The organism is Anaplasma phagocytophilum str. Webster, assembly GCF_000964685.1.
GTDB lineage: Bacteria > Pseudomonadota > Alphaproteobacteria > Rickettsiales > Anaplasmataceae > Anaplasma > Anaplasma phagocytophilum.
Genome location: NZ_LANS01000001.1, coordinates 257509 through 282697 on the forward strand (window position 1 = coordinate 257509; position 25189 = coordinate 282697).

Below are 25189 nucleotides of genomic sequence, written 5' to 3' on the forward strand. Positions count from 1 at the left end.
GTCGTTCCATAAGCGTTGCTATCTATGCTTCTTGCAGAACAACAGGTAGACTCCATGCGTGGCCGCTACGTGGAATCAACTGAAATATCTATCAAAATCGCGAACTTGCTTATGTAATTTCTATCTATGGCAGTGCTTTCCTATGCTTAATATTGCACCTTTGCAGCGTTTCTTTGAACTGTCACGGATATTTACAACAACAAAATTCAGACCTGCCCTGTCACACGGCCATAGAATTATAGGTAAGATCGTTCCCTTGCGTGCTGCGCTAGGAGCAGCACTTAGCGTTGGAAGGGGCTTCCCAAGGGAAGAATCATTGAGATTGTGGCCCTGAACTCCTAAGACTACTTTAGCTATTCATGTCATTACTGAGGCTCAAAAAACCGGTGAGGCTTGTGCATTTTTGTAGTCACCTTAATTCCCTTTTACACTTGCACACTCCATGATTTCAGACAATCTCACAATGGTACCATCCAGATTCATAAGCTCACAGATAACCGCGGCATGAGCCACACCTGCCAATTCGACAATGTCTACACCAGCTTCAGTGTGACCACCTCTCTTCAAAACATCACCAAGATTCGCAACTATAGGAAAGACATGCCCAGGCGTTACTATATCATCAGCATTACCGCCATCAGATACAGCTCAATATGGTAGCAGCCCTATCGCTCGTATGTATACCCGTAGTTATCCCATACCTAGCATTAATAGACGGAGTAAAGGATTGATGCCAACACGCTTTAGATACGTTATACGCGAAAAAGCTGGGGATATCCGTGGGGAGATTTGATAGTGTCTCAGCCTTTCGCATCTTGTGAACTTTGGTTAAACGTTTTGTTGTGGATTCTGTCGCTACTTTAACTCCTCGTGCCAAGATTAAAGGGGATATGGCCTGTTTTATCGTTTTGCTAGATATAGTAAAGTATATTAAGGGGATGGTTCATGGCGATACAATTTTCTGACTTATAACGTCTAATCTCGTGAACTATTCTCATTGCTTCCTCGCACATTTGTTCTATGGCTTCATAACGTGGTATTTCTTCGTATAATGGCCACTTTGGACTTTCTGTTTCACTATTACTACTTATATAATGAGTTACGTGCGGTATGATGGGTGAGAAGAGTGCTATGGCAGTTTGTAGTACGATTTGCAGACTACTTAGAGACGACTTGTGGTTTCGATACAATTATTCTACCAACAAGCCCTTTATAGGATAGGCTTAGAAGCGCGTAAACATTGTAGGGTATCCTCATGGCGCGATAGTTAGTTATAGGACAGGAATACCAGCTTTATTACTCCAGAACCCAAGCATGCAAAGTACTCCAGAAAGAGAGTCATCGTACCATTCTGGTCAATTCCAACTCTGCCACTATTATGACTGCCTCAAACTTGCATGGTTGCCCACAAGTCCTTTATCGTAAGTTTAGACAGCCGTTACATTTTAGAATTAAACCATACGACACTTTTGCTTTTTGCTCACATTAGTAGTAACATGCTCGGAATTTATTAAAAATATAGAACATAGATGCCAAAGCGCACAGGTATTGAAAGTATCCTCATTATAGGAGCAGGACCCATCGTTATAGGACAGGCATGCGAGTTTGACTACTCAGGAACCCAAGCATGTAAGGTACTCCGAGAAGAGGGCTATCGTACCATTCTGGTCAATTCTAACCCTGCTACTATTATGACTGACCCAGATTTGGCTGATTCTACATATATCGAGCCCATAACCGCAAACTTCATAGAACAGATTATAATTAAAGAAAAACCCGACGCGCTATTGGCAACAGTAGGGGGGCAAACTGTATTAAATGTCGCATTGGAACTCTTCGATAAGGGCGTATTGTCTGAGCACAACGTAGAGATGATCGGAACAAACCATACCGCCATAAGAAAAGCAGAAGATCGAGGCTTGTTCAGGGAAGCCGTGCACAAAGTAGGCGCTAAGTGCCCTAAAAGTGTCATAATTCGGCAAGGTGATCCTATAGCACCAGCTCTGGAATATATAGGGCTTCCCGCTATCATAAGGCCCTCTTTTACCTTAGGGGGCATAGGAGGCGGCATAGCTACTACAGAAGCAGAATTCTATGCAGCAGTGGAGCGCGGTTTTGTGATGTCTCCAACTTCTGAGGTACAAGTCGATGAGTCAATCATAGGTTGGAAAGAGTTTGAGATGGAAGTCATGCGGGACTGCAGGGATAACTGCATTGTGGTGTGCTCCATAGAAAACATAGACCCTATGGGTGTACATACCGGGGATAGTATTACCGTAGCACCTGCTCTAACATTGCGTGATGAAGAATATCAAAAAATGCGAAATATCTCCTTTGATATTCTGAGAGAAATAGGAGTAGAAACTGGAGGATCAAATGTACAATTCGCTGTGAATCCACAACGCGACGGCGAGATTGTTGTTATAGAAATGAATCCCAGAGTGTCCAGATCCTCTGCCCTTGCTTCAAAAGCCACCGGTTTTCCTATCGCTAAAATAGCCGCAAAATTAGCTGTGGGATACACACTAGATGAAATTGTAAATGATTGCGCGATCTCAATCCCGGCGTCATTTGAGCCAGTAATGGACTATGTAGTGGTAAAGATTCCGAGATTTGACTTTGCGAAGTTCAGAGTTCCTGATCAAGCACTATCGACATCTATGAAATCCGTAGGTGAAGTTATGGCCATCGGAAGATCATTACCTGAAGCACTACAAAAGGCACTATGTTCCTTAGAAGTTGGATATACGGGGCTAAATGAGGTATTTGACGAAAATACATGTATAGAACACGTATATAAGGAGCTTGCCAATCCTTCTCCTGGCAGAATTTTGATGATTGCAGATGCAATCCGTATGGGAGTAAGTAGCCAGAAAATTAATGAGATTACGTGCTATGATCCTTGGTTTATACAACAAATATCACGCATCATAGCTTGCGAAAGCGACATAAAGCAAAATGGCTTACCCACTACCAAAGAAGACTTACTATATCTCAAGAAAATGGGCTTTTCTGATGCAAGGCTGGCTGAGCTTGGTAATGTCAGCGTAGATTATGTGGAGGATCTAAGACAAAAACTATCGGTAAACCCTGTATATAAGCGTATTGATACATGTGCTGGTGAGTTTCGTACAAACACTGCATATATGTATGGATGCTATGAGGGAGATTCCATAAACACCCCTGAGTGCGAATCACATGTTACTGCCAAGGAGAAAGTGATAATACTTGGCAGTGGCCCTAACCGCGTAGGCCAGGGTATAGAGTTCGATTACACGTGTGTGCACGCCGCGTTTACAGTCAAGCAGCTGGGCTTGGAAGCAATAATGATAAATTGCAACCCAGAAACTGTGTCTACCGACTATGACATATCAGATCGGCTATACTTCTCGCCTGTATCTAGGGAATGCGTATTGGACATAATTCGTAATGAATCTCAAGGCGCTGCTTCGGTTAAGGTGATAGTACAGCTCGGGGGACAGACTCCTTTGAAGTTGGCAAAGATACTTAAAGAAAAAGCAGTACATGTAATCGGGACAGATTTTGAATCTATAGATCTTGCAGAAGATAGAATGAAATTTAAGGGGTTGTTACAGTCTTTGGGACTAAAACAACCCAGAAGCATCACCTGCGTTACGGCAGAAGAGGTACTGCGCAAAGTTGAAGAGGTGGGATATCCGGTATTGCTTCGACCTTCTTATGTGATCGGAGGGCAATTTATGTCCGTTGTGCGCGATCGCAGCGCACTGTCGTCTTATCTGCACATTAACAAAAATGTGTTCGATACCGGCTGTTTATTGATTGATGAGTTCCTGAATGATGCGGTGGAAGTGGATGTAGATGCCATATGCGATGGTGACAATGTATATATAGCTGGCATTATGGAACATGTTGAAGAAGCTGGTATCCATTCTGGAGATTCTGCATGCTCCTTACCTTACTACACTCTGGGCAAGGAAATAGTAGACTTGATAGCAGAGTGCACTAAAAAAGTTGCTTCTGCCCTCAACGTCAGAGGTCTTTTAAACATACAGTACGCAATAAAAGACAAGGAACTCTATGTACTTGAAGTCAACCCCAGGGCTAGTAGAACCGTTCCGTTCATTGCCAAAGCTTCAGGTGTTCCTGTAGCAAAAATTGCGACTTCGGTTATGCTGGGAAATAAGCTGTCCATAGATCAAGAAATAAACGAAATGCCTTACACAGCAGTTAAGGAGGCTGTTTTCTCCTTCTCTAGATTCGCAAGCGCAGACCCGCTGCTAGGCCCTGAAATGAAGTCAACCGGTGAAGTCATGGGCATCGATGAAACCTTTGGCATGGCATTTTTGAAATCCCAGGCTGCCGCTGGTTATGAACTACCAACCTCAGGCAAAGTCTTCATATCAGTAAAGAACAGCGATAAACCGGCAGCTGCAGTACTGGCGAAAAAGCTTATAGCACTGGGCTTCGAAGTTCTATCTACTAAGGGCACCAACAATTATTTTAATGAACTCAATATACCCTCAACACACGTAAATAAGGTACGCGAGGGCAGCACACACATAGTAGATATGCTAAATAACAACGAGATATCACTTGTAATCAACACATCTGAGGGCATAAAAACAATATCCGACAGCGCGGACATAAGAAGAACTGCTATGATGAAAAAAATACCTCACAGCACGACGCTAGCTGCAGCAAAAGCCACGGTGATATCTCTAGAAGAGTTAGCGGCTGGCAGAACTCCAAAAGTGATACCGGTTCGAGAATACCACGAGAAGAATAGGCATAGGCGCAAGGCAGAGTAGTGACACAAGACTCGCCATACGCCTTACACAAACAAATTAGCTTTCTTTAGGAGTATTGGCACCGTAAACAGCCCTTTCAAGCTTGAGAATCCTTCTTTTAATAGCCCTAAGATCATCTTTGAACTCTTCCCGAATGCTATTCATCAACTGCTGAACTTGCTCGTCAGACAACCTTGCCCCACTACCCTCGCCGGACTCTATCTGCCCGACAGTTCCAGTATCGTCTTGCTGCATACTAGACGCAAGAACCTTTTCCTGCATCTTCATTATGGAAGCAACAACATCGTCAAATCTACCTTCTCCGAAGACTTCCTTGACACTTCCTATACACTGCTTAATAATCTCCTTGTATTCGTCACTTCCTGACATATACACCACCGAAATGCTCTTCCAAGGAGCTAATGGTATCATGTAGCAATATCTGTGTCAATACAAACTCGCCTTTGCACGGTAGCAAGCACACAATAGAGTGTCTTAAAACCTTAATTATCATACTTAATCAGAGGGATCACCGCTTGTTTTCCTCGTCCTCGCAAAGAAATAAAAGTATATATTTTTCATGCACCATTATTCATGAATTATCCCTCTCTTAAATACAAGATTGCCGTTATATCCCTATATAAAAACAATTATTTTTGGAGAAGTCCAAATTTCTAACCAGCATTTAAAAAAACAGGGTGCCTATAGACATGTCATCTATAAACACCCGCAAGCAGGAAAGTACAACTTTGAAATTGGTACATAAACTAAAGTCTAAATCATTAGTTTGGTGTGACCATTTTGACAGGATCCACAATTCTGTCGAACTCTTCAGCATCGACAAGCTTCAGGGTAACTGCAGCTTCTTTTAAGGTCACACGATTTTCAAATGCAAATTTAGCTACTTTTGCTGCATTATCATAACCGATATGACGATTCAGCGCAGTCACCAACATCAGCGATGCACCTAGCAAAGTTTCTATACGTTCTACATCTGGCTTTATCCCAACTACACATTTTTGTGCGAAACTCAGTGATGCGTCAGATAAAAGCCGAACAGACTGCAACACATTGTATGCTATTACAGGTTTGAATACATTGAGTTCAAAATGACCATTCGATCCACCGACAGAAACTGCAACATGGTTACCCATAACCTGCGCACAGACCATAGTCATCGCTTCACACTGTGTAGGATTAACTTTACCAGGCATAATAGAAGATCCAGGCTCATTAGCTGGGAGAATAATCTCACCTATACCGCATCTAGGCCCTGAAGCCAGCATCCTTATATCATTCGCTATTTTCATGCAGCTGACTGCTAAAGTATTCAAAGTACCACTAAACTCGACTAAGGCATCATGCGTAGCCAAAGCCTCAAACTTGTTCTCTGCTGTCACAAACGGACATCCAGTAATACCTGCAACTTCTGCAGCAAAGCTCTCAGCAAAACCCTTCTTCGCATTTAGTCCGGTGCCCACAGCTGTACCCCCTTGTGCAAGCTGGTAAAGGCTACTAATGGACGACTTAATACGTTCTATACTCTGCTTAACTTGGTATTCATACCCTGAGAACTCCTGACTTAAAAATAACGGAGTAGCATCTTGTAAGTGAGTACGCCCTACTTTCACTATGCCAGAAAATTCCTCTACCTTTGCCTTGAGGGCTTCTTGCAATATACATAAATTAGGTAATAAGTTCTTTGTCACTTCCAAAACTACCGCAATGTGCATCGCAGTGGGAAATACATCATTTGAAGATTGCGAACAGTTTACGTGATCATTAGGATGCACAGGCGACTTACTTCCTATCTCACCACCCAGCATTTCTATTGCCCTATTTGCAATCACCTCATTGGCATTCATGTTAGTCTGCGTTCCGGAGCCAGTCTGCCACACTACCAGAGGAAACTCTCCGTCGAATCTGCCCTCTACAACCTCTTGAGCCGCTGCACATATTGCTTTCCCCACAGACTCATCAATGCTGCCATTAGCCATGTTGACGCGCGCTGCAGCGAGCTTAACTATGCCCAATGCCCTAATCAATGGCAAAGGCATCTTCTCCTCACCGATTTTAAAATTCACAAGCGAACGCTGAGTTTGAGCACCCCAGTAATGCTCACCTGATACCTCAACACTGCCCATACTATCATGTTCTACCCTAACACCCATAGCACCACCCAAAATACATAGCGCAGAAATTCTACAGCCGCTTTTAGAGCGCGTCCATCATTAGGAAATTTTTAAATTGCAGAGAATTTGCAAGACTGAATGTGCGGGGCTATATTTATCGCAGTTTCTAATAGAGATTATCTGTGTGGTTAGCGTACTCATAACAGCTGGTTCTACTAGAGAGTATATCGACCCGGTTCGATATATAAGCAGTGGTTCTTCTGGAAAACAAGGTTATGCTCTGGCAGAATGCATGGGAAAGATGGGCTGGGATGTAAAGTTAGTGTCTTGCCCAGTAGCCCTTGCACCCAGGCAAGACCTATATCAGACGTACCATGTAAATACCTCAGCGGATATGCTCAATACCTGCTTATCGCTATTACCCGTAGATGTGGCCATTCTCACCGCTGCTATTACGGATTGGGTACCCTATCGTTGCAAACACAAGTTGAAAAAGCACGCTGTGGATCGAATAGACATGCTACATAGCCCAGACATAGCAAAATGTATCAGCATGAATAAAGATAGACCGAAACTCGTTATAGGGTTTTGCCTGGAATCAGAAAACTTAATCGAATCTGCAAAAAATAAATTGGCTTACAAGGGATGCGACTGGATAATCGCCAACCACTACTATGTAAACGAGCACGAACCCGTAATGCATAGCAACTATAATCAAGTATCTATAGTCACCAGAGATTCCGTAAGACCCTTTCAGATGATGACGAAAGTAGAGGTAGCTAAGCTATTAACGGAAGAAATAATTGACTATCTCAATAGGTTAGATATACCCTAACTGTGTGTTGTATCCTGCGTAATTGTTGTGGTTAGTGAAAGACAGACTTGGTCTCTCTTACAGGGTGGTCAGTGTAATGAGTATACGGTTGCATACATAAATGCGCGGATCATCGACCCAGCATCTGGCACAGACTATAAGGGTTATCTCCTTACTAGAGGCAAAGAAATTCTGGACTTTGGACCAGGTTTTTTTGACCCTAACGGAGCAGCTTTCGCGGCTAGTGAAGTTGTAGATTGTAATGGGCATGTGTTGATGCCCGGTATTGTCGATCTGCACGTTCACTTAAGAGAACCAGGAGGAGAGCATAAAGAAACCGTAGATACTGGAAGTCGGGCAGCTGCAGCAGGTGGTGTTACTACCGTTGTGTGCCAACCAAATACTATCCCTCGCCTAGAGAATGTATTGGTAGCAAAGTATCTCAAGATGAGAGCCTTGGAGAGCTCTTGTGTAAACATAGAATTCTACGGGGCAGTTACAAAGTCCGATGGTGAGCTATGCGACATGGCGTCTCTCAAGGATGCAGGTGCACTTGGCTTCACGGATGATGGATTGCCCGTCATGAACGCGCTGTATATGAAGCGAGCCTTCGAATACGCTCAAGATTTGGATGTTGTCGTGGCGCAACATGCAGAAGACTGCAATCTCTCCGATGGAGGGTGCATCAATGAAGGACTGGTATCGCGAGAATTAGGCTTAAAGGGCATACCAGATATATCTGAGAGCATAATGGTCAGCAGAGATATACAGTTGCTACGTGAAGTACCTGGTGCGCACTATCACGTATTGCATATCTCAACAAAAAAGGCTTTAGATATTGTACGTGCTGCAAAACGTGAAGGGCTGCGTGTCACGTGTGAAGTTACTCCACACCATTTTCTGCTCAATGAGAGTGCAGTTTTAGAACATGGCACAATGGCGAAAATGAATCCTCCTCTGCGAACAGAAGAGGATCGTCTGAGTATGATTTCTGGCTTGGAAGACGGCACTATAGACTGCATAGCTACTGACCATGCTCCTCACGCTGCTCAGGAGAAAACGCGTCCTATATCATGCTGTGCGTTTGGTATAGTAGGGCTCGAAACTCTGCTGCCTCTATCACTGGAACTGTACCACAATGCAGGTATGAGCCTCATGGACGTTCTCTCCAAACTTACAAGCAAACCGGCAGAGATAGTAAGGCTTCCTAGGGGTAAGATAGCCAAAGGGCTAGTGGCAGATTTGGTGATATTTGATTTAGAACATGTGTGGACTATAGACACAGCAAAATTCTCCAGTAAATCGAAAAACTCCCCTTTCCAAGGAAGAAAAGTGAAGGGCAAAGTACTCCGCACTGTAGTGTCAGGCAAGACAGTATACAGGGCCGAATAGAAGAGTGTTATACCTGTTTAAAGCAACCTACTTAGTGCCCTGCTGAAAATACGTAAGGAAGAAGATAGGTAAAGTGCAGGGCGATCGTACTATAGTACCAAGAAAGACAGTGTATAAGGCCGGATCAAAGCATTTTTCACTGCTGTCAAAGCAGCCTACTCAGATTTTTCTGCAAAAAGTAATGTCTTCCCCTTGGGTTGGTCTTTGATAACTACACTCCTATTAGTATAGTACATTTAAACCCCTCAATTGGCACTCATACCAGCAGGTGTATACGGGCGGATGCCTCTAGCAACCACACCATTTCCCTCTCAAAACCCTGAATCCAACGACATCCCCAGGCTTCAATAACGTCATTTACATATTTATTGGCAAATGGCCCTATTACCCTGAACAGAGCATCAAACCCCCTATCTCTCGGGCGTCCTAATCAACACAAGAGTATACAAAGCAGGTAGAGTTGATGTCCGTATGCTTCTATGCAAAAACTTTGTAGAACTCTTTTTTGAGAACCGAGTCAAATTGTTCAAACGTCACTTCTTTGCCCAAGGCCCTCAAAGATGTAACCCCTGAACCCAAAATGCCGCAGGGAACAATTCCGGAGTAATGTGTAAGGTCTGTACTTATGTTTATGGCAACACCATGGTAAGTCACCCACCGACGTAACCTTATACCAAACGCAGCAATTTTTTCGCTATGCATGTCATTTTGTACCCATACACCAATATTTTCGCTACTGAAATAGCTATCAATAGCAAACTCCGCGAGAGTATTAACTATCCATACACCTAAGTCTCTCACATATGCACGAATATCGCACCTATTCCGGCGCTTGAGGTCAAGCATAACGTATACTACCCTCTGCCCTGGACCGTGGTAGGAGTATTTTCCGCCACGAGTGGTTTTTATAACCGGAAAAAGATTATCTATCAGAAGATCACTAGAATTGGCACTCGTACCAGCAGTGTATACAGGCGGATGCTCTAGCAACCATACCATTTCCCTCTCAGAACCCTGTACTATTTTATCTACTCTTGAAACCATTGCATTAACTGCAACTTCGTACTCCACTAACCCACTGGAAATTTGCCACTCGATATCCACGAATAATCTGCATATATAATGTAGGAATCACGCATGCTACTTTGAATGATATTCCCCGTCAAGTCCTCCATTATAGCTTATAACAACCCATGAGTCTTAAAACTATAGTGACGTTTCGAAGTTACGATAACATGATCAACTAACTCTATATCCATGCTATTGCATGCAATACGCAGCTTGTTTGTAACATTGATATCAGCTTTTGAAGGTTTAGGATCACCACTGGGATGATTGTGCGATATCACAATATACACAGCACCACACAGCAACGCCTTCCTTATTACCTCCCTAATGTACAGAGGAGTTTCATCTACTGTACCCGTGCTTTGTACTTCATCCGCTATCAGGCTGTATCGCTTATTGAGGTAGAGTACAAGAAAGTTTTCTATGGTGGAGTTGCCTATTTTTACCTTCAGATAATCTATCAGTTTAGGCCACTTATCCAACATAACACAGCTTGTTATATTCCCTCTCATAACCCTAATCAGCGCTTCTCTAACACATACAAGCATTGCTACTGAGGAATCACCCATGTCCTTGACTTTTCTGAGTTCATTAATATCAGCATACAACACCTGCGATAAGTTCCCGAATCTCTCCATCAAGCGCTTCGCAACTGGCTTGAGGTCAACTCTACCCCGCACTGAACATAGAAGGAGCTCTAATACTTCATAGTCGAACACTCCATCACCATTCCCATTAAGAATTTTCTGACGCAGCCGCTCACGGTGACCTAGCTGCTGTCTTTTACGCTCAGCATCTCTACTTTCGGGCATAGTGGTGCTATATGTTGTGACAATTTATAAGTATGTAAATTTCCGAAAAATAAACTAACTTTTTCTCTGATGTAGAATGACACACGCTTTCTTTATCATGCTCAGAAGGCACATATCTTTTTTTAATTTCAAGGATAAAACTAAAAAATGAACTCATAGCACTTGAAATTCGATTTCGTGGCGCTTATATACCGCTAAAGTAACTGTGACGTAATTGATGAGTTGCAGGCGTTTTGGAGGGTAGTTTATGAATCTAGCTATGTTGCATGATAATGTGTTAGTAGAAGCCTTGGAGGATAGTAATCCCAATTCTCCAATACAGCTTCCTGACTCAGCAAAAAAGAAGCCTACAAAAGGCAAAGTTGTTTCTGTAGGACCTGGTGCATCAAACAGCGATGGTAAGGTTACACCTATGTCTGTTAAGGTAGGTGATTGTGTCTACTACCGTCAGTGGGCTGGTAATGAAATAGAGTTCGACGGTAAGAAGTTCATAGTGATGAAGGAGAGTGACATAATAGCTAAGGAAGCATAGTCTTATGCTACGGTTGTTTGTTCTATTGGTCTAAAGTTTAGGAGGTTCAAAAATGTCAAATACGGTAGTCACGGGTGAGGTATTAGATAAGTCTATTAGGGAGGTAGTACGCATCCTAGAAGATGCAGTTGGTTGTACTGCTGGTCCTAAAGGCCTCACTGTAGCGATTAGTAAGCCTTATGGGTCGCCAGAGATCACAAAGGATGGCTACAAGGTAATGAAGAGTATAAAGCCTGAAGAACCACTGGCTGCCGCTATAGCGAGCATCATTACTCAGAGTGCTTCTCAGTGTAATGATAAGGTGGGAGATGGAACTACTACATGCTCCATACTAACGGCAAAAGTGATTGAAGAAGTCTCAAAAGCGAAAGCTGCTGGATCTGATATTGTTAGCATAAAGAATGGTATTCTCAAGGCTAAGGAAGCGGTTCTTACAGCGCTTATGTCTATGAGACGTGAAGTAGAAGAAGACGAAATTGCACAAGTTGCAACATTGTCTGCGAATGGAGACAAGAACATAGGAAGTAAGATTGCACAGTGTGTTAAAGAAGTCGGTAAAGACGGTGTTATAACTGTTGAAGAAAGCAAAGGCTTCAAGGATCTAGAAGTTGAAAAGACTGATGGTATGCAGTTTGATCGCGGATATCTTTCGCCTTACTTTGTTACAAATGCTGAAAAAATGCTGGTGGAATTTGAAAATCCATACATATTCCTTACTGAAAAGAAGATTAATCTTGTACAAAGCATTCTACCAATCTTAGAAAACGTTGCACGGTCTGGAAGACCATTGCTCATCATAGCTGAAGACGTTGAAGGTGAAGCTCTGAGCACGCTTGTACTCAATAAGCTCCGTGGTGGCCTTCAAGTTGCTGCTGTAAAGGCGCCTGGTTTCGGTGACAGAAGAAAAGACATGCTTGGCGATATTGCTGTAATAGTAGGCGCTAAGTATGTAGTAAATGACGAGCTTGCTGTTAAGATGGAAGACATCGCTCTAAGCGATCTTGGTACTGCTAAGAGCGTGCGAATCACAAAAGACGCAACTACTATTATAGGTAGTGTTGATAGCAGTTCTGAAAGCATAGCTAGCAGGACTAATCAAATCAAAGCTCAGATAGAAAATTCTAGTTCTGATTATGACAAGGAAAAGCTTAGAGAACGTTTAGCGAAGCTTTCCGGTGGCGTTGCTGTACTCAAGGTTGGTGGATCCAGCGAAGTTGAGGTGAAGGAACGCAAAGACAGAGTAGAAGATGCATTACATGCTACTAGAGCTGCTGTTGAGGAAGGTGTAGTACCTGGTGGTGGGGCTGCATTGCTTTATGCGCTTTCGTCTCTAGACGGTCTAAAAGGCAAGAATGACGACGAACAATGGGGTATAGACATTATACGTCGCGCTGCTTGTGCTCCAATCAAAAGAATCATCAAGAATTCTGGTTCTGAAGAAGCACCATGCGTAATTCAACACTTGTTGAAGCAAAACGACAAGGAACTTATCTACAATGTGGATACTATGAACTACGCGAATGCTTTTACATCTGGAGTTATGGATCCTCTCAAAGTAGTACGTATCGCGTTTGATTTAGCTGTATCACTCGCTGCAGTATTCATGACTTTGAATGCAGTGGTTGTTGATGTTCCTAGTAAGAACGACGCTGCTGGTGCTGGCGCTGGTGGTATGGGCGGCATGGGTGGTATGGGCGGATTTTAAATATTGGGAATCGTTTCGTATACTGCTTGATGCAAGCATATCTTATTGATTAAACTTGAAAGGTGTCGCGATTTGTCGGTTGCGACGCCTTTTAGGTTGCGGTGTTTCCGTAAAGTAGAATTTTCTAGCTACAGGTATATGGCGTTATTCTGTCTTCTTTTCCTGCATTGTTTTAGTGTTGTGACTGCATTTCTTATGCTCAAATCCGTATGTCTCTGTGCTATCACAGAGCTTATGTGTACCAGTTTCCCGCACTACTGCACAGGCGTTGCGATTGGTTATCGCGATACATTTCAGGTAAGAGCGCTTCATTTGGTCAAGTAGTCTGGCTACTGATCTTTAGCGTTATTTAATTCTTCTTTCCACCTACTGTTTTGGTGCTTTAGCGGCATTTCTCATGCTCAAGGCCGTATATTTCTGTTCTATCGCAGCACTTATATGTACTAGTTCCCCTATCACATTGAGCCTTTAATAGCTCTATTCAAGAGGATATGAGCGAAGAGATAATATATCCAATGTATGTACTGTATATGCTCAGCGATGTTCCTGGTATTGTCGAGTGCGCAGAAAAGACTTATATCCAAGCAGGGTATATACGGCTTTCACGCTGGGCTAGAAGCGATCGTTGGTTACAAAGTGAGGCGGCACAAGTGGACATAACGAACATGCTGCCTATTAATTGAAATGAGGCTCGCATACAGGATTATGCCGGAGAATAAAGGAGGATATTAAGATAAGAGGTGTTAGGCTACACGCTTTCTAGCAATATAAATTTTTACCTACGGGGCTGGGCGCTAGAGTGTGATTCTTATAGTATTGTACTGCAGAATTACGTAGCTGTGGACAACACACCTTTTTCACAAATCACAGTGCTTAATGCTATTCTGTCTACAATTACTTTTCACCCATATCTCATGCAGCATAAACACAAGAAGCTCCCTACTGATAAAAGACTCTGCTGTTGCTTAGATACTATGGTTGAAAAAATGGCTGCATGTATGCCACTATCAACCTGTCCAGGGCATACCATTGACACATAATTTACTATGTTTCGTCTCAACTACTTAGACATTTGGAAAACACTGGAACATAGAGAACAATTCCCCCATGCACACATCTTACGAAGCATCAACAAACGCGCAGATACTGCAAACTTACTGCTATAAGAAAGAGCGTTGTCTTACTTTCTCAGCCACTGTAAGTTCATAAACCTGCCCTGTAACAGTACATTCCGGTGAAGCCAGCTCGACAAACTTGTCAGTCAGCTCTTCTGGCGAAGGAAACTTTGACTGCTCCTGAGTTGAAAAAATGGCTACATGTATGCCACTATCAACCTGTCCAGGATATACCATATTGACACATAACTTACTATGTTTCGTCTCAGCTGCATACACTTGAACCAAAGCCTCCAATGCAACTTTACTTGTCGCATAAGGCGCAAAATACGAGTAGTTTAGCAGCGTCCTAGTAGCTTCTGAAGTAACAAAAATAGCCCGACCAGCTGCTGATTGTTTTAACAGCGCATCAAAATGCTTTATAAGGTACCAATTTGCGTTCAGGTTCACGCCCATCACTTCCTTCCACTTGACGGGGTCACATTCCTGCACAGGAGCCAAATTCCCCAACACAGCGGCGGCTGACACAAGAATATCAAGCAAGCCATATTTATTCTCGATGGAGAGAGCTAAATTGCCAACACTCTCGTAATCATTTAGGTCTATTGGAGCCAATATAACGTCACCACCTAAGCCCTGTATGCTATCATATAGAGCTTTCATCTTACTAACGTTTCGAGACGCGAGTACAACACTCGCCCCTTCTGCAGCATATCTCTTCGCAACAGCCGAACCTATACTGCCCGAAGCACCTGTAATTAACGCTACCCTACCACGTAAGAGACCATCCATAATCCAGTCTCACGTCATACCAACACAAGTCTGCATGGTACTTCTTATAGCGGACATTGACAAGCAAAATAGTTCTTTCAACCCCAGTTATAGCAACGCAAATAAATTCTCTTTAGGGAAGTGTGTTTTACAATGCATATGTTGTGGAAGGTACCAATTTTTAATTTGATTTACTATTTATTTTTTGCCAATGAATACATACCTACTATGTATGAGATTCTTTAGAGCAGGAGATTCACGTATATGGACTTGAATAAGTTTACTGAAAAGGCCAGAAGCTTCGTGATGCAGGCACAGGTGTTTGCCATATCTTCAGGACATCAGTTTCTTTTGCCTGAACACTTACTGAAGGTAATGTTAGATGAAAAAGGCAGTTTGACTGAAAACCTTATATCAATGTCATCCTGCAATGCAGGCATAAACGAGATTCGCGACGCACTCGTACAACATCTGAGCAAATTGCCAGTAGTTAGCGGATCTGGCAGCGGACAACTAAATCTCTCAAGAGAATTGGCTCAGGTTCTGGAAGAAGCAAGCAACATTGCTAAAAGAAACGGCGATGCGTACATCTCTGCTGAAAGGTTGTTACAAGCACTCGTAGTGGTTAACAGCAACGTTTCAAGAGTGCTAATAAATGCTGGAGTTACTGCTACAAAACTCAATACTCTAATAGAAAAAATGCGCGAAGGAGACAAAGCGGATAGCGAAACCGCGGAACAAAAATTCGATGCTCTGAGAAAGTTTACGCAAGACCTCACAGAACTCGCTACTGAAGGTAAAATGGACCCTGTAATCGGTAGAAGTGATGAAACTAGACGCCTCATACAAGTGCTCTCACGCAGAACAAAAAACAATCCTGCCCTAATTGGTGAACCTGGCGTAGGTAAGAGTGCTATCGTAGAAGGGTTAGTGCAATCAATAGTTTCCGGAAATGTCCCCATAGGGCTGCAAGGCGCCAAGGTATTATCGCTAGATTTAGCTGCATTGGTTGCGGGCACTAAGTATCGTGGTGAATTTGAAGAGCGTCTTAAAGCCGTACTATCAAAAATTATCCTATCTAGCGGTAAAATCATACTGTTTATAGATGAGTTACACATGCTGGTAGGCGCTGGATCTACTGGTGATTCCATGGATGCCTCTAACATATTGAAACCAGTTCTTGCGCGGGGTGAACTACGCTGTATTGGTGCAACAACTCTAGATGAGTATAGAGAACATATAGAAAAAGATCCTGCTCTCGCTAGGAGATTTCAACCAGTATTTGTGGCAGAACCCAGCATTAACGATACTATCTCAATACTAAGAGGGATTAAGGAAAAATATGAGCTGCACCACGGTATTAGGATCACTGACAGCGCTATAGTAGCAGCAGCAAACTTATCTAGCAGATACATACCTGACAGATTTTTACCTGACAAGGCAATTGACTTAATAGATGAAGCTGCAAGTAGAGCAAGGATCGAAATTGATAGCAAGCCAGAAATAATAGACAGTATTGATCGTCAGGTAATGCAGCTAAAAATAGAGTCTGAAGCACTGAAAAACGAAAATACTGAGGCATCAAAGCAGCGCTTAGAGGAGATTAGCCGGGAATTGCAAAGCCTAAGTTCCGAAGCTGCTGATTTAAACAGCCAATGGCACGCTGAAAAAGCAAAGATCTCAAAAATGCACGAGCTAACAGAATCCCTCGATAGTGCCCGTATAGAATTAGAGCAGTCACAAAGACTGGGCAATCTTTCCAGGGCAGGAGAATTAATGTACGGAATCATTCCATCCTTAGAAGCAGAACTGAAGAAACATGAAGAAATCGCAGGGACGCTCCTCAGGAAGGAAATAAAAGCAAATGATATAGCGGCAATCGTAGAAAGGTGGACTGGTATTCCAGTGGATAGCGTTATGAATAGTGAAAAGGAAAAGCTATTACACATGGAAGAAGAGCTCAAGAAGACAGTAATAGGACAGGATAGTGCTGTAGCAGCTGTGAGTAATGCAGTTCGGAGATCACGTGCTGGAGTACAAGATGCTCAAAGACCTATGGGTTCCTTCTTATTTCTAGGTCCTACTGGCGTGGGCAAAACAGAACTCACGAAAGCTCTAAGCAAGTTCCTATTCGACTCAAGTTCTGCTCTACTGCGCTTCGATATGTCGGAGTTTATGGAAAAACATTCTGTGGCAAAACTGATAGGAGCGCCTCCTGGATACGTGGGATATGAACAAGGTGGACTACTGACTGAAGCCGTTCGCAGGAGACCGTATCAGGTGATATTGTTCGATGAAATAGAAAAAGCCCACGCAGATATCTTCAATTTGCTCTTACAAGTCCTAGACGAAGGAAGATTGACAGACAGCCGTGGGAATTTAGTAAACTTCAAAAATACGATACTAGTGCTAACGTCAAACATAGGTCAGGACATACTAATAAATAGCACGGAGGACAGTAATGATCCTGTAGTACGGAAAACCGTGTTGGAAATGCTGCGCCTATCCTTCCGTCCAGAATTTCTGAACCGGCTTGATGAGATCATGATATTCAATAGACTGACTCAGGAACATATAGAGCATATTGTGGATGTACAGATATCGAATCTACAAAAAATTATCAGCGACAAAGGCATTACAATTTCTCTGCATCAAGGAGCAAAATCGTGGCTCGTTAAGCATGGGTATGATGTAGCATGTGGAGCACGCCTATTAAAACGTCTAATACAGCAACACATTCAAAATCAACTTGCATGCTTATTGCTAGGAGACAAAATAACAGAAGGTAGCAAGCTTGTGGTATTTGAAGAAAATAATTCTCTAGTTATCAAAGAGGCTACATAACAAAATGTAGTAACATTGCTTGAAAGCGAGAAATATGCGTCAAGGGAGGATTACAATACTACAAGACGGTTGCGTTACGCCGCAGCCTTTGTCACTGTATTCAGATTGTCATTCCTTCCTTCCATGCATTCCAGCATAGACATCTCTAAAAATGTTCCCACATCATCTTCAACGTTATCATAAACCTTGCAACTGCTTCGTGCATCTTCTTTAAAAATTAAAGAAATAACACAAGAGGCCACGAAATTAAATATGCTAAAATTAGAAAGTTGATCTTTTAAAAACTCGTTATTCAGCACAACGTCTTCCGCTTTTTCTCCCTGTGATCTGCATACCTTTCTAATGTGATATAAATCACAGACAGCAGCAATGAACAACACCAAGATTGATGTCACACATCCTAAAGGGACGCATAATGTAGAAGGGCAGAAATTTGCTACAGCTGGTATTTGCAGTATACCATAAAAAAATAACGAAAACAGAATGAAATTCTCCAGAAATACTTCAAGATAAACCCCTGTACGCTGTAACACTGCTGCTACCCTTCTGCGCCCTTGCATGTTATTCGCAATATATAGAAACGGGACAGGTAACAATAGGAATGCTTGCATGATCCTATGTACAACATCAACAACAAAGTCGTATCTGTTATATTCACAGCCACGTTTTTTCCGCGTAGCCCTGATACGAAATAAATCACACACAAAGTACAAACCAAGCGTAGGTAACCCAAATTTCAGCACCGAGCGCGCTACTCCATCAGGTACCTCTTCCGTAGAACATGCATACGTATTATTACTAATCTCGTAGCAGCAAAATATGCCCGCGATCACTACTATCACAGCTGAAAACAGCACCCCATTAAGCAGTGCAGTGCTAGTAGCGTCTGCACATAGCTTTATGAGAGCAATATTTATAGAGCACTTGCCCAAAAGGAAGGTTATAGCGGCTATGATAACGGTGTTTATTAATAAAACATGCGCTGTTACACCTAGCACCCTACAAACTGACAATGCTGACCTTTTTCTCTGTTGCAGGAAAAAGTCACAAAGCAATCCGAAACACGCTGGAAGCATTAACAGGTATGATGTGCTATATAAGTATATATCAAGTACTAAATCTGCTCCGCAATCCCTCCTATCCTTAACGCTCTCATGAGTAAAAAGGGGACCGTAATCCCCAGTGTAACACAGCAAAACCGGCACACCATGGGTTATATCAGTGAGGTAGCTACGCTCTAATAACGCATCTACAAGACTACACCCAGTAGATTTCACTATGTCACATATACGTGCATATCTCACTATAACTACTAGCAAAAACGCAGGCAGTGCACACATAACTGCCAATAGAAGAACTGCTAAATCTTTGTTATGAACAAAAAAACCATCTAAAAGTCGGGGATGCCCTTTCAGTAGAAAAAGTACAATCTGCGTTAAAACTAGAGTAAAACTCAAGAGGCAATGCAAATACAAAAATAGCTCCATGCTAATTGCCGCACCGCGTCTATATCCCCTTTTATAGAGCTCCTTTGACACGTAGTATGGAAGTACAGGCAGTATACATAGGACCGATGTACAAAGAATATAGCAGACGTATATTCGGTTTCTCAAATCATAGGTTTCCTCATCAAGACGGAAAGTTTTGTCTTTTTTTGCGGAATAAACTCTAACCGTACGAGTCTTTGACTTGCCTTTTTCAGCACAATTCGTCTTTTCATGAGAAAACCCCACGGCACTACCTATATATGCAATAAATTACACACAAAGCCCTGAATATCACTAGACATTCGCTAGCAAAATCGACTATGCGCCCAAACGCTTTGACAACCTACTGTACTCCTTTACTTAAGAAAACAAACTACAAAAACGTGTTACTACAAGTAACAACACGCTAAATAGGCGCCAGCAGATATAATAGCATCCAAAGGAGCAAAAGCACCAAACTACACTCATAAAACACGAGGATACCGTACAGCAGCCTCCTACATGCTGCAGCAGTTCCAAAAATACTTTTTTTCTTGACAGATTATGCTTTAAAGAGACCCGCGTTCACCTTCCAGTCAACAGATATCCCTGTGAAGTAGGTGCTCGCCTCTTCACGAACTTCAGCAGCTTCCTTTTCCTGACCAGTGCACAGATCAAACAAATAACAGCCCACAGCCACAAGCGCAGTAGGCACCCCAAGCAGTAACTGCTGATCCATCCTTGCTAAAGAGGTCATACTCATCGCACTGCGAATCTGCTCCCTAAACGTCAGATTCAACACGGAGTCATCACACCTGTCATAAGTCTTTTCAGGGCTACGCCATAGCAACTTTGCACTATACCGAAGAGGCAAACCACCTTTCAGGCGGTAAACCGAAGAAAGATAGTGAAACACAACAGAGCATAACAACAAGACAGCAGCTGGTGCTAACGCATATAGAAACGCTGCCTTCAGGGGCATAGTAGTAGGAGCTACAACCGCCGTTACCGCACGGAATACCAATGCGAAAAATATCACGTTACTCAGGAATGTATGCATGTAGACAAATACCTGACGCGCCGCAGGCCCTACGAGACGATGTAGCTTGCCAGTACGGACACGCTCACCTTCCTTCCACCTACGCCTTGATACTACCTTAGCCCACGCATACTGTGACGCATGTGCTAGTGGCAGAGAAAGCAGGTACAGCAAAATAAGCGGTGATACCAGAAGCAGTAACAAAGCTCCTGTGACCCTGACATACCACGAGAAAGCAACAAACCCGGCAGTAGTCACCTTCCTTCTGGGAGACGTAGCCGATCTACCACAACACAGATTTTCAGCCGTACCTCTGACAGCTTTCTTTACAGAAGAGACAGCCGACCTGCCACGACGACCAATATCTGCTGTTTTCCCGGCAATTTTCTTCGCACGGTCACGCAACGGATTTTTGCCCATAAGCTAAACCCTGAACACACACTCATTGCTTTAAATATATACTTTTGCACAACCAAAATCAAATTCTGAATTGAACGCTGAAACGTTCGGTTCCGGAAAACCAGGGTAGAGGTCACTGTAAAAGCTTTTACGTTTTTTATCTACTCGTATGGAGTGCTTGTATTATCTGCAAACGTAAGATTAAATTCGTAAACAGGTACACCACCTTTTTTCCCTGCATACCGCGCTGTGAGCAACCTTCTCATAGCACTTGGGATTCTGCTCAGATTTGAGAGCCCTTGATTGCCAATTCCCTCAAAAAACATATCGGTTTGAAACTCAGGGAATGCTGGATGTTTTATTAGAAAGTGTATTACAGGATCACTATCAGAGTTTCCCCCCGGTATTACCGTAATAAAGCCAAAATTGCCCAAGTTATCTGTGGTAGCTTTACCAGACCCAAGAAACTTCTTATCGTAGCCTCTATGACCAGCATAAACACCCCGAGAATCAGCCTGCCAGATAAAAACATTCACATTGGTCAAAGGAGTACAATGTGCATCAGTTACTCTGCCAACAAGATATATAACCTTTCCTCTTGCGACATCAGCACTGCCTACACGCCTTGCTAAATTATTAGAAAGGTTGAAAACATCCGGTCTGTGATTGTCTTTCGTATCATTAATACCAGGCGTCTCGACACAATTCACAAGCACAGAATCCACTGCTCCTGCGTGTGAAACAGGCATCAACTGACTTGCTACAAACACAAGCGCTATTACGACGAGCTGCTTCACTTTGCAAAACTGACCGTTCCTCAACCTTCTCTCCTGCCCTTCCCTGCAGTAACACCATCTAGCACAGCTATAAACGGTATGCAAAACAAAGTTGGAAATATCAAGCACATAATATTCGCAGGGTAAATTCTTTGATAAGCTTTTGATTAGGACAAACAATCGTGCAAATACAGGGGTTTTTTCTCTGTGTTACCACTCTACAACAGCTCCACAGCAAACGTAATGCATATTCACACCCTGCAGCCATTGCAGAAGAACTGCGTCGAGTGTGCACTAACACAATCACGCATATTGGTATTACCCACCAGCAAACACTGGGTATTTCATTATGCAGCAACATAGTCAACACAATGCATTACCACCTTGATATAAATGCCAAATGGGATTAGTATTCAACAGCGTTTGTGCTTTAATGGTGGGTTGTATGGTCGGCATATCCTTCTTGAGCTTGGCTTCGGGTGTTTCTGCGCTGCTAAAAACAGCAGTAATTGTTGTGGGAGTTTTTGAGGGAAGCAATACGCTGGAAGATAACGGTGTACTGCATGGTCCAGAGGTCAAGGCCATTCTCGAGGCTAAGGCTGCATCATCTTTCTCAGGAACTTTTGCAAGCACAATGCCTGTAGTGTATACACCAGAAAGCAGAGCAGTCCTTCTTGTAGGTCTGGGTAAAAAATCAGATACAATCTTGGAGCACATGGCAATGGAGCTCGGGGGAGCCATTTATACGCGTCTCGAAGAGATAAAAGCATCCAAAGCCGTGATTGTAGCGCCGCAGCAAGTAGAGGCAAGGTTAGCGTACGGTGCCTTCTTGCGTAGTTTTATGTTTAACAAGTACTTTCATAGTAAGAAGTCCGAGCACACTGCAAAAGTAGAAGAGTTAACAATAGCGGTAAGTAAGGATCCTGTTACGATCAGCAAGGATTTTGAATTGTTAAAGACAGAGGGAGAATCCATATTTTTCACTCGTTCTTTGATATCGGAGCCAGCCAACGTTCTTTATCCTGAAGAGTACGCAAAAAGGGTTCATGCCGAGCTCACTCCTCTGGGCGTAGAAGTAGAAATATTGGATGAAGAGCGCATAAGGGCTGAAGGTATGATGGCGCTCCTAGGTGTAGGGCAAGGTAGTAGTAAGCGCTCACAACTGGTGGTGATGAAGTGGAATGGTGCGCGCAACAACAGTGATACTCTAGCCTTTATCGGGAAGGGTGTGACTTTCGACACAGGAGGTGTATCACTGAAGCCCTCCAAAGGTATGTGGGATATGAAATATGACATGGGCGGTTCCGCAGTTGTAGTAGGGTTGATGCGTGCTTTAGCTGCGAGAAAAGCCAATGTTAATGTCGTCGGAGTGATCGGGCTTGTAGAAAATGCTGTAGACGGAAATGCGCAGCGTCCAGGAGATGTAGTAACCTCTATGTCTGGTCAGACTATAGAAGTCTTAAACACTGATGCTGAAGGTAGGCTGGTTCTTGCCGATGCACTTTGGTATACACAGAAGATGTTTGCTCCTAAGTTTATGGTTGATCTCGCTACTCTGACCGGAGCTATAGTAGTAGCGCTTGGAGAGGGACCATATGCGGGGCTTTTCTCCAATGATGATGCTCTTTCCGAACAGTTGATAGATTCTGGAAATGAGGTCAATGAGAAGTTGTGGCGCATGCCTATGGGAGATGCTTACGACAAGATGATTGATTCTTCTATCGCCGATGTAAAGAACATATCAACGGCTGGACACGGTGCTGATAGCATAACTGCGGCACAGTTCTTACAGCGCTTCGTGAATGGTTTACCTTGGGCTCACCTTGACATTGCAGGTGTTACGTGGAGCGACTCAGGGTCTAAAATTGCCGAAAAGGGAGCTACGGGTTATGGCGTGATGTTGCTGAATAGGTTTATCCAGAAATATCATGAGGGAACTGCTCATCAAAAACCTTCAGGGAAGTAGCTTCTGTGAAGAAGGAACTACGCGTAGGTGTATTGATTTCTGGTAGGGGTTCTAATCTTGAAGCGTTAGCTAAGGCGTTTTCGACTGAAGAGTCCTCTGTTGTGATTTCATGTGTTATTTCTAATAATGCTGAAGCACGCGGGCTCTTGATCGCTCAGAGTTACGGAATTCCTACCTTTGTAGTTAAGCGGAAACCGCTGGATATAGAGCATATCAGTACGGTACTAAGGGAGCATGATGTAGATCTAGTGTGCCTTGCAGGATTCATGAGCATACTGCCTGAAAAGTTTGTCACAGATTGGCATCACAAGATAATTAACATTCACCCTTCACTTCTCCCATCTTTTAAGGGATTAAATGCTCAGGAACAAGCCTATAAAGCAGGTGTTAAAATAGCGGGGTGCACCCTACATTATGTATATCAAGAGCTTGATGCCGGTCCTATAATAATGCAGGCTGCAGTGCCTGTGCTTAGAGAAGACACTGCTGAGAGTTTAGCTAGTCGTATTCTAGCTGCTGAGCACGTATGTTATCCCAAGGGTGTGAAGCTCATTGCTCAGGATAAAATCAAGCTTTGCGATGATGGCACTGTGCAATGTACGGGCGAGGATGAGCTCTTCTTATTTCAGGAGAACTTTTAACTACACGTTACATTTCTGTTTGTTGTGTGTATTTCCGTGTTTCTGCGGTTATTATACCTAGTAGGGTCTTGCATAAAAGGATGATTGCTATTGCAGCACAGGCGGCTTATATATCTCAACATATCATTAGGTATATCTGACCTTGATTATTGATTGCACATTAATCTGCGTCAAAAGTTGAGAGTTGATTTATCAAAAAGACTAGAACTACAAAGATACGCTAGAAACATGCGAAAAACTTCATAGGCATGGCAGGCTTCGGTTACAAACGCTTCAAGACCAAGGGTATTAGAGATAGTGGAAGAGTATTATTAGAGAAATGAAGTAGATACAGTATATCTACTAGCTAAGGAGTTAGCTTATGATGTTGTTACTGGGCAGACTGATAAGCTTACTGCCGCTCTTGCTAGGTACAAAGGTAGAGACATTGTTCCCTTTGCGGATGCTCTTAATATTTCTCACTCTGAGATTGATAAGAAGGTTTGTAGTAAACAGCATGCTACAGGAACTGCAACTGCGTCTGGTGGATATCAAGCTGAACCTGGTAGCACACACACAGCGCAGTGTAGCAATTTGAAAGGCTATGGTAGTGCAAAGGATGAGTCATTAAGTAGTTTTGTAAAGAAGGTACAGCTAAAAGACAAGAATTGGCCGACAGGTAGAATCTATGATAGTGGAAGTGCTAAAGACGGTGAAACTCATGGAAACGCCAAAGCCGTAGCCACAGACCTAGTAGCTCTTAATAGTGACGAAAAAACCATAGTCGCAGGATTACTAGCTAAAACTATTGAAGGGGGTGAGGTTGTTGAAATAAGGGCGGTTTCTTCTACTGCTGTCAAGGATATAGAGATTGAGTGCTGAGAGCGTGCATCACAATCCAATCGGTTTTTGACTCTTAGTACCCCAAATAAGGAACAAGGACTTCCTCACAAAAGTTATCTGTGCTTC

The 25189-nt window shown here is 43.0% G+C and carries 20 protein-coding genes and 1 pseudogene; 11 read left to right on the forward strand and 10 right to left on the reverse strand.

Translation table 11 applies throughout. The features are described from left to right. Window positions 1-414 precede the first annotated feature (414 nt). Window positions 415-618, reverse strand: coding sequence for a 3,4-dihydroxy-2-butanone-4-phosphate synthase (locus APHWEB_RS06845; RefSeq protein ID WP_226988839.1), 204 nt, complete (start codon window positions 616-618; stop codon window positions 415-417). A 293-nt stretch (window positions 619-911) separates the two neighbouring features. Next, window positions 912-1190: a class I tRNA ligase family protein gene (locus APHWEB_RS05910; protein WP_011450390.1), complete on the reverse strand. Its 279-nt coding sequence runs from the start codon at window positions 1188-1190 to the stop codon at window positions 912-914. Window positions 1191-1273: 83 nt separating this feature from the next. On the opposite strand from APHWEB_RS05910, the gene APHWEB_RS07215 reads away from it, so the two are divergent. After that, window positions 1274-1489, forward strand: coding sequence for a carbamoyl phosphate synthase preATP-grasp domain-containing protein (locus APHWEB_RS07215; protein WP_458692657.1), 216 nt, complete (start codon window positions 1274-1276; stop codon window positions 1487-1489). Window positions 1490-1529: 40 nt separating this feature from the next. After that, window positions 1530-4790, forward strand: a complete 3261-nt coding sequence (gene carB / locus APHWEB_RS01010; protein WP_011450389.1) for a carbamoyl-phosphate synthase large subunit — start codon at window positions 1530-1532, stop codon at window positions 4788-4790. Between the two features lie 36 nt (window positions 4791-4826). On the opposite strand, the gene asp14 is transcribed toward carB, so the two are convergent. Both asp14 and fumC read right to left on the reverse strand, forming a co-directional pair. Continuing rightward, on the reverse strand, window positions 4827-5201 hold the full coding sequence (asp14, locus tag APHWEB_RS01015; RefSeq protein ID WP_011450388.1) for an invasin Asp14: 375 nt from the start codon (window positions 5199-5201) through the stop codon (window positions 4827-4829). 350 nt (window positions 5202-5551) lie between these two features. Continuing rightward, window positions 5552-6940 (reverse strand): class II fumarate hydratase, encoded by a 1389-nt coding sequence (gene fumC / locus APHWEB_RS01020; protein ID WP_011450387.1) that lies wholly within the window; start codon window positions 6938-6940, stop codon window positions 5552-5554. Between the two features lie 145 nt (window positions 6941-7085). On the opposite strand from fumC, the gene APHWEB_RS01025 reads away from it, so the two are divergent. Both APHWEB_RS01025 and APHWEB_RS01030 read left to right on the forward strand, forming a co-directional pair. Further along, window positions 7086-7736 carry a phosphopantothenoylcysteine decarboxylase gene (locus APHWEB_RS01025; protein WP_021799006.1) on the forward strand — a complete coding sequence of 217 codons (651 nt, stop codon included), beginning with the start codon at window positions 7086-7088 and terminating at the stop codon, window positions 7734-7736. Window positions 7737-7763: 27 nt separating this feature from the next. Beyond that, the gene (locus tag APHWEB_RS01030; RefSeq protein ID WP_011450385.1) at window positions 7764-9107 is read left to right on the forward strand and encodes a dihydroorotase; all 1344 of its coding nucleotides are present in this window, start codon (window positions 7764-7766) and stop codon (window positions 9105-9107) included. 477 nt (window positions 9108-9584) lie between these two features. Here APHWEB_RS01030 and lipB read toward each other — a convergent pair whose 3' ends face one another. Both lipB and radC read right to left on the reverse strand, forming a co-directional pair. After that, window positions 9585-10226 carry a lipoyl(octanoyl) transferase LipB gene (lipB, locus tag APHWEB_RS01035; protein ID WP_370882754.1) on the reverse strand — a complete coding sequence of 214 codons (642 nt, stop codon included), beginning with the start codon at window positions 10224-10226 and terminating at the stop codon, window positions 9585-9587. A gap of 62 nt (window positions 10227-10288) precedes the next feature. Beyond that, window positions 10289-10987 (reverse strand): RadC family protein, encoded by a 699-nt coding sequence (gene radC, locus APHWEB_RS01040; protein WP_011450382.1) that lies wholly within the window; start codon window positions 10985-10987, stop codon window positions 10289-10291. A 247-nt stretch (window positions 10988-11234) separates the two neighbouring features. Here radC and APHWEB_RS01045 point away from each other — a divergent pair, with 247 nt between their 5' ends. From APHWEB_RS01045 to APHWEB_RS01055, 3 genes are all read left to right on the forward strand, one after another. Next, complete coding sequence (locus APHWEB_RS01045; RefSeq protein WP_011450381.1) at window positions 11235-11519, forward strand: co-chaperone GroES; 285 nt, start codon at window positions 11235-11237, stop codon at window positions 11517-11519. A 52-nt stretch (window positions 11520-11571) separates the two neighbouring features. Continuing rightward, on the forward strand, window positions 11572-13224 hold the full coding sequence (gene groL / locus APHWEB_RS01050) for a chaperonin GroEL (protein WP_011450380.1): 1653 nt from the start codon (window positions 11572-11574) through the stop codon (window positions 13222-13224). Between the two features lie 491 nt (window positions 13225-13715). Continuing rightward, window positions 13716-13907: a hypothetical protein gene (locus tag APHWEB_RS01055; protein ID WP_011450377.1), complete on the forward strand. Its 192-nt coding sequence runs from the start codon at window positions 13716-13718 to the stop codon at window positions 13905-13907. A gap of 477 nt (window positions 13908-14384) precedes the next feature. Here the strand turns inward: APHWEB_RS01055 and APHWEB_RS01065 are convergent, their stop codons facing one another. Beyond that, complete coding sequence (locus APHWEB_RS01065; RefSeq protein ID WP_011450376.1) at window positions 14385-15131, reverse strand: SDR family NAD(P)-dependent oxidoreductase; 747 nt, start codon at window positions 15129-15131, stop codon at window positions 14385-14387. Window positions 15132-15374: 243 nt separating this feature from the next. On the opposite strand from APHWEB_RS01065, the gene APHWEB_RS01070 reads away from it, so the two are divergent. Then, complete coding sequence (locus APHWEB_RS01070) at window positions 15375-17954, forward strand: ATP-dependent Clp protease ATP-binding subunit (RefSeq protein WP_020849235.1); 2580 nt, start codon at window positions 15375-15377, stop codon at window positions 17952-17954. A 74-nt stretch (window positions 17955-18028) separates the two neighbouring features. Here APHWEB_RS01070 and APHWEB_RS01075 read toward each other — a convergent pair whose 3' ends face one another. From APHWEB_RS01075 to APHWEB_RS01085, 3 genes are all read right to left on the reverse strand, one after another. Further along, window positions 18029-19687 (reverse strand): hypothetical protein, encoded by a 1659-nt coding sequence (locus APHWEB_RS01075; RefSeq protein ID WP_020848806.1) that lies wholly within the window; start codon window positions 19685-19687, stop codon window positions 18029-18031. A 295-nt stretch (window positions 19688-19982) separates the two neighbouring features. Continuing rightward, window positions 19983-20879, reverse strand: coding sequence for a hypothetical protein (locus tag APHWEB_RS01080; RefSeq protein ID WP_011450373.1), 897 nt, complete (start codon window positions 20877-20879; stop codon window positions 19983-19985). A gap of 140 nt (window positions 20880-21019) precedes the next feature. Continuing rightward, the gene (locus APHWEB_RS01085) at window positions 21020-21739 is read right to left on the reverse strand and encodes a dioxygenase family protein (RefSeq protein WP_230474277.1); all 720 of its coding nucleotides are present in this window, start codon (window positions 21737-21739) and stop codon (window positions 21020-21022) included. Between the two features lie 340 nt (window positions 21740-22079). On the opposite strand from APHWEB_RS01085, the gene APHWEB_RS01090 reads away from it, so the two are divergent. The 3 genes and pseudogenes from APHWEB_RS01090 to APHWEB_RS06850 form a co-directional block, all read left to right on the forward strand. Further along, entirely contained in the window at window positions 22080-23600 is a 1521-nt protein-coding gene (locus APHWEB_RS01090) for a leucyl aminopeptidase (RefSeq protein WP_044104175.1), read from the forward strand. 5 nt (window positions 23601-23605) lie between these two features. Further along, window positions 23606-24241, forward strand: a complete 636-nt coding sequence (gene purN / locus APHWEB_RS01095; RefSeq protein WP_011450370.1) for a phosphoribosylglycinamide formyltransferase — start codon at window positions 23606-23608, stop codon at window positions 24239-24241. Between the two features lie 260 nt (window positions 24242-24501). Then, a pseudogene (locus APHWEB_RS06850) lies at window positions 24502-25078 on the forward strand (P44/Msp2 family outer membrane protein); the annotation flags it as partial. Between the last annotated feature and the right edge of the window lie 111 nt (window positions 25079-25189).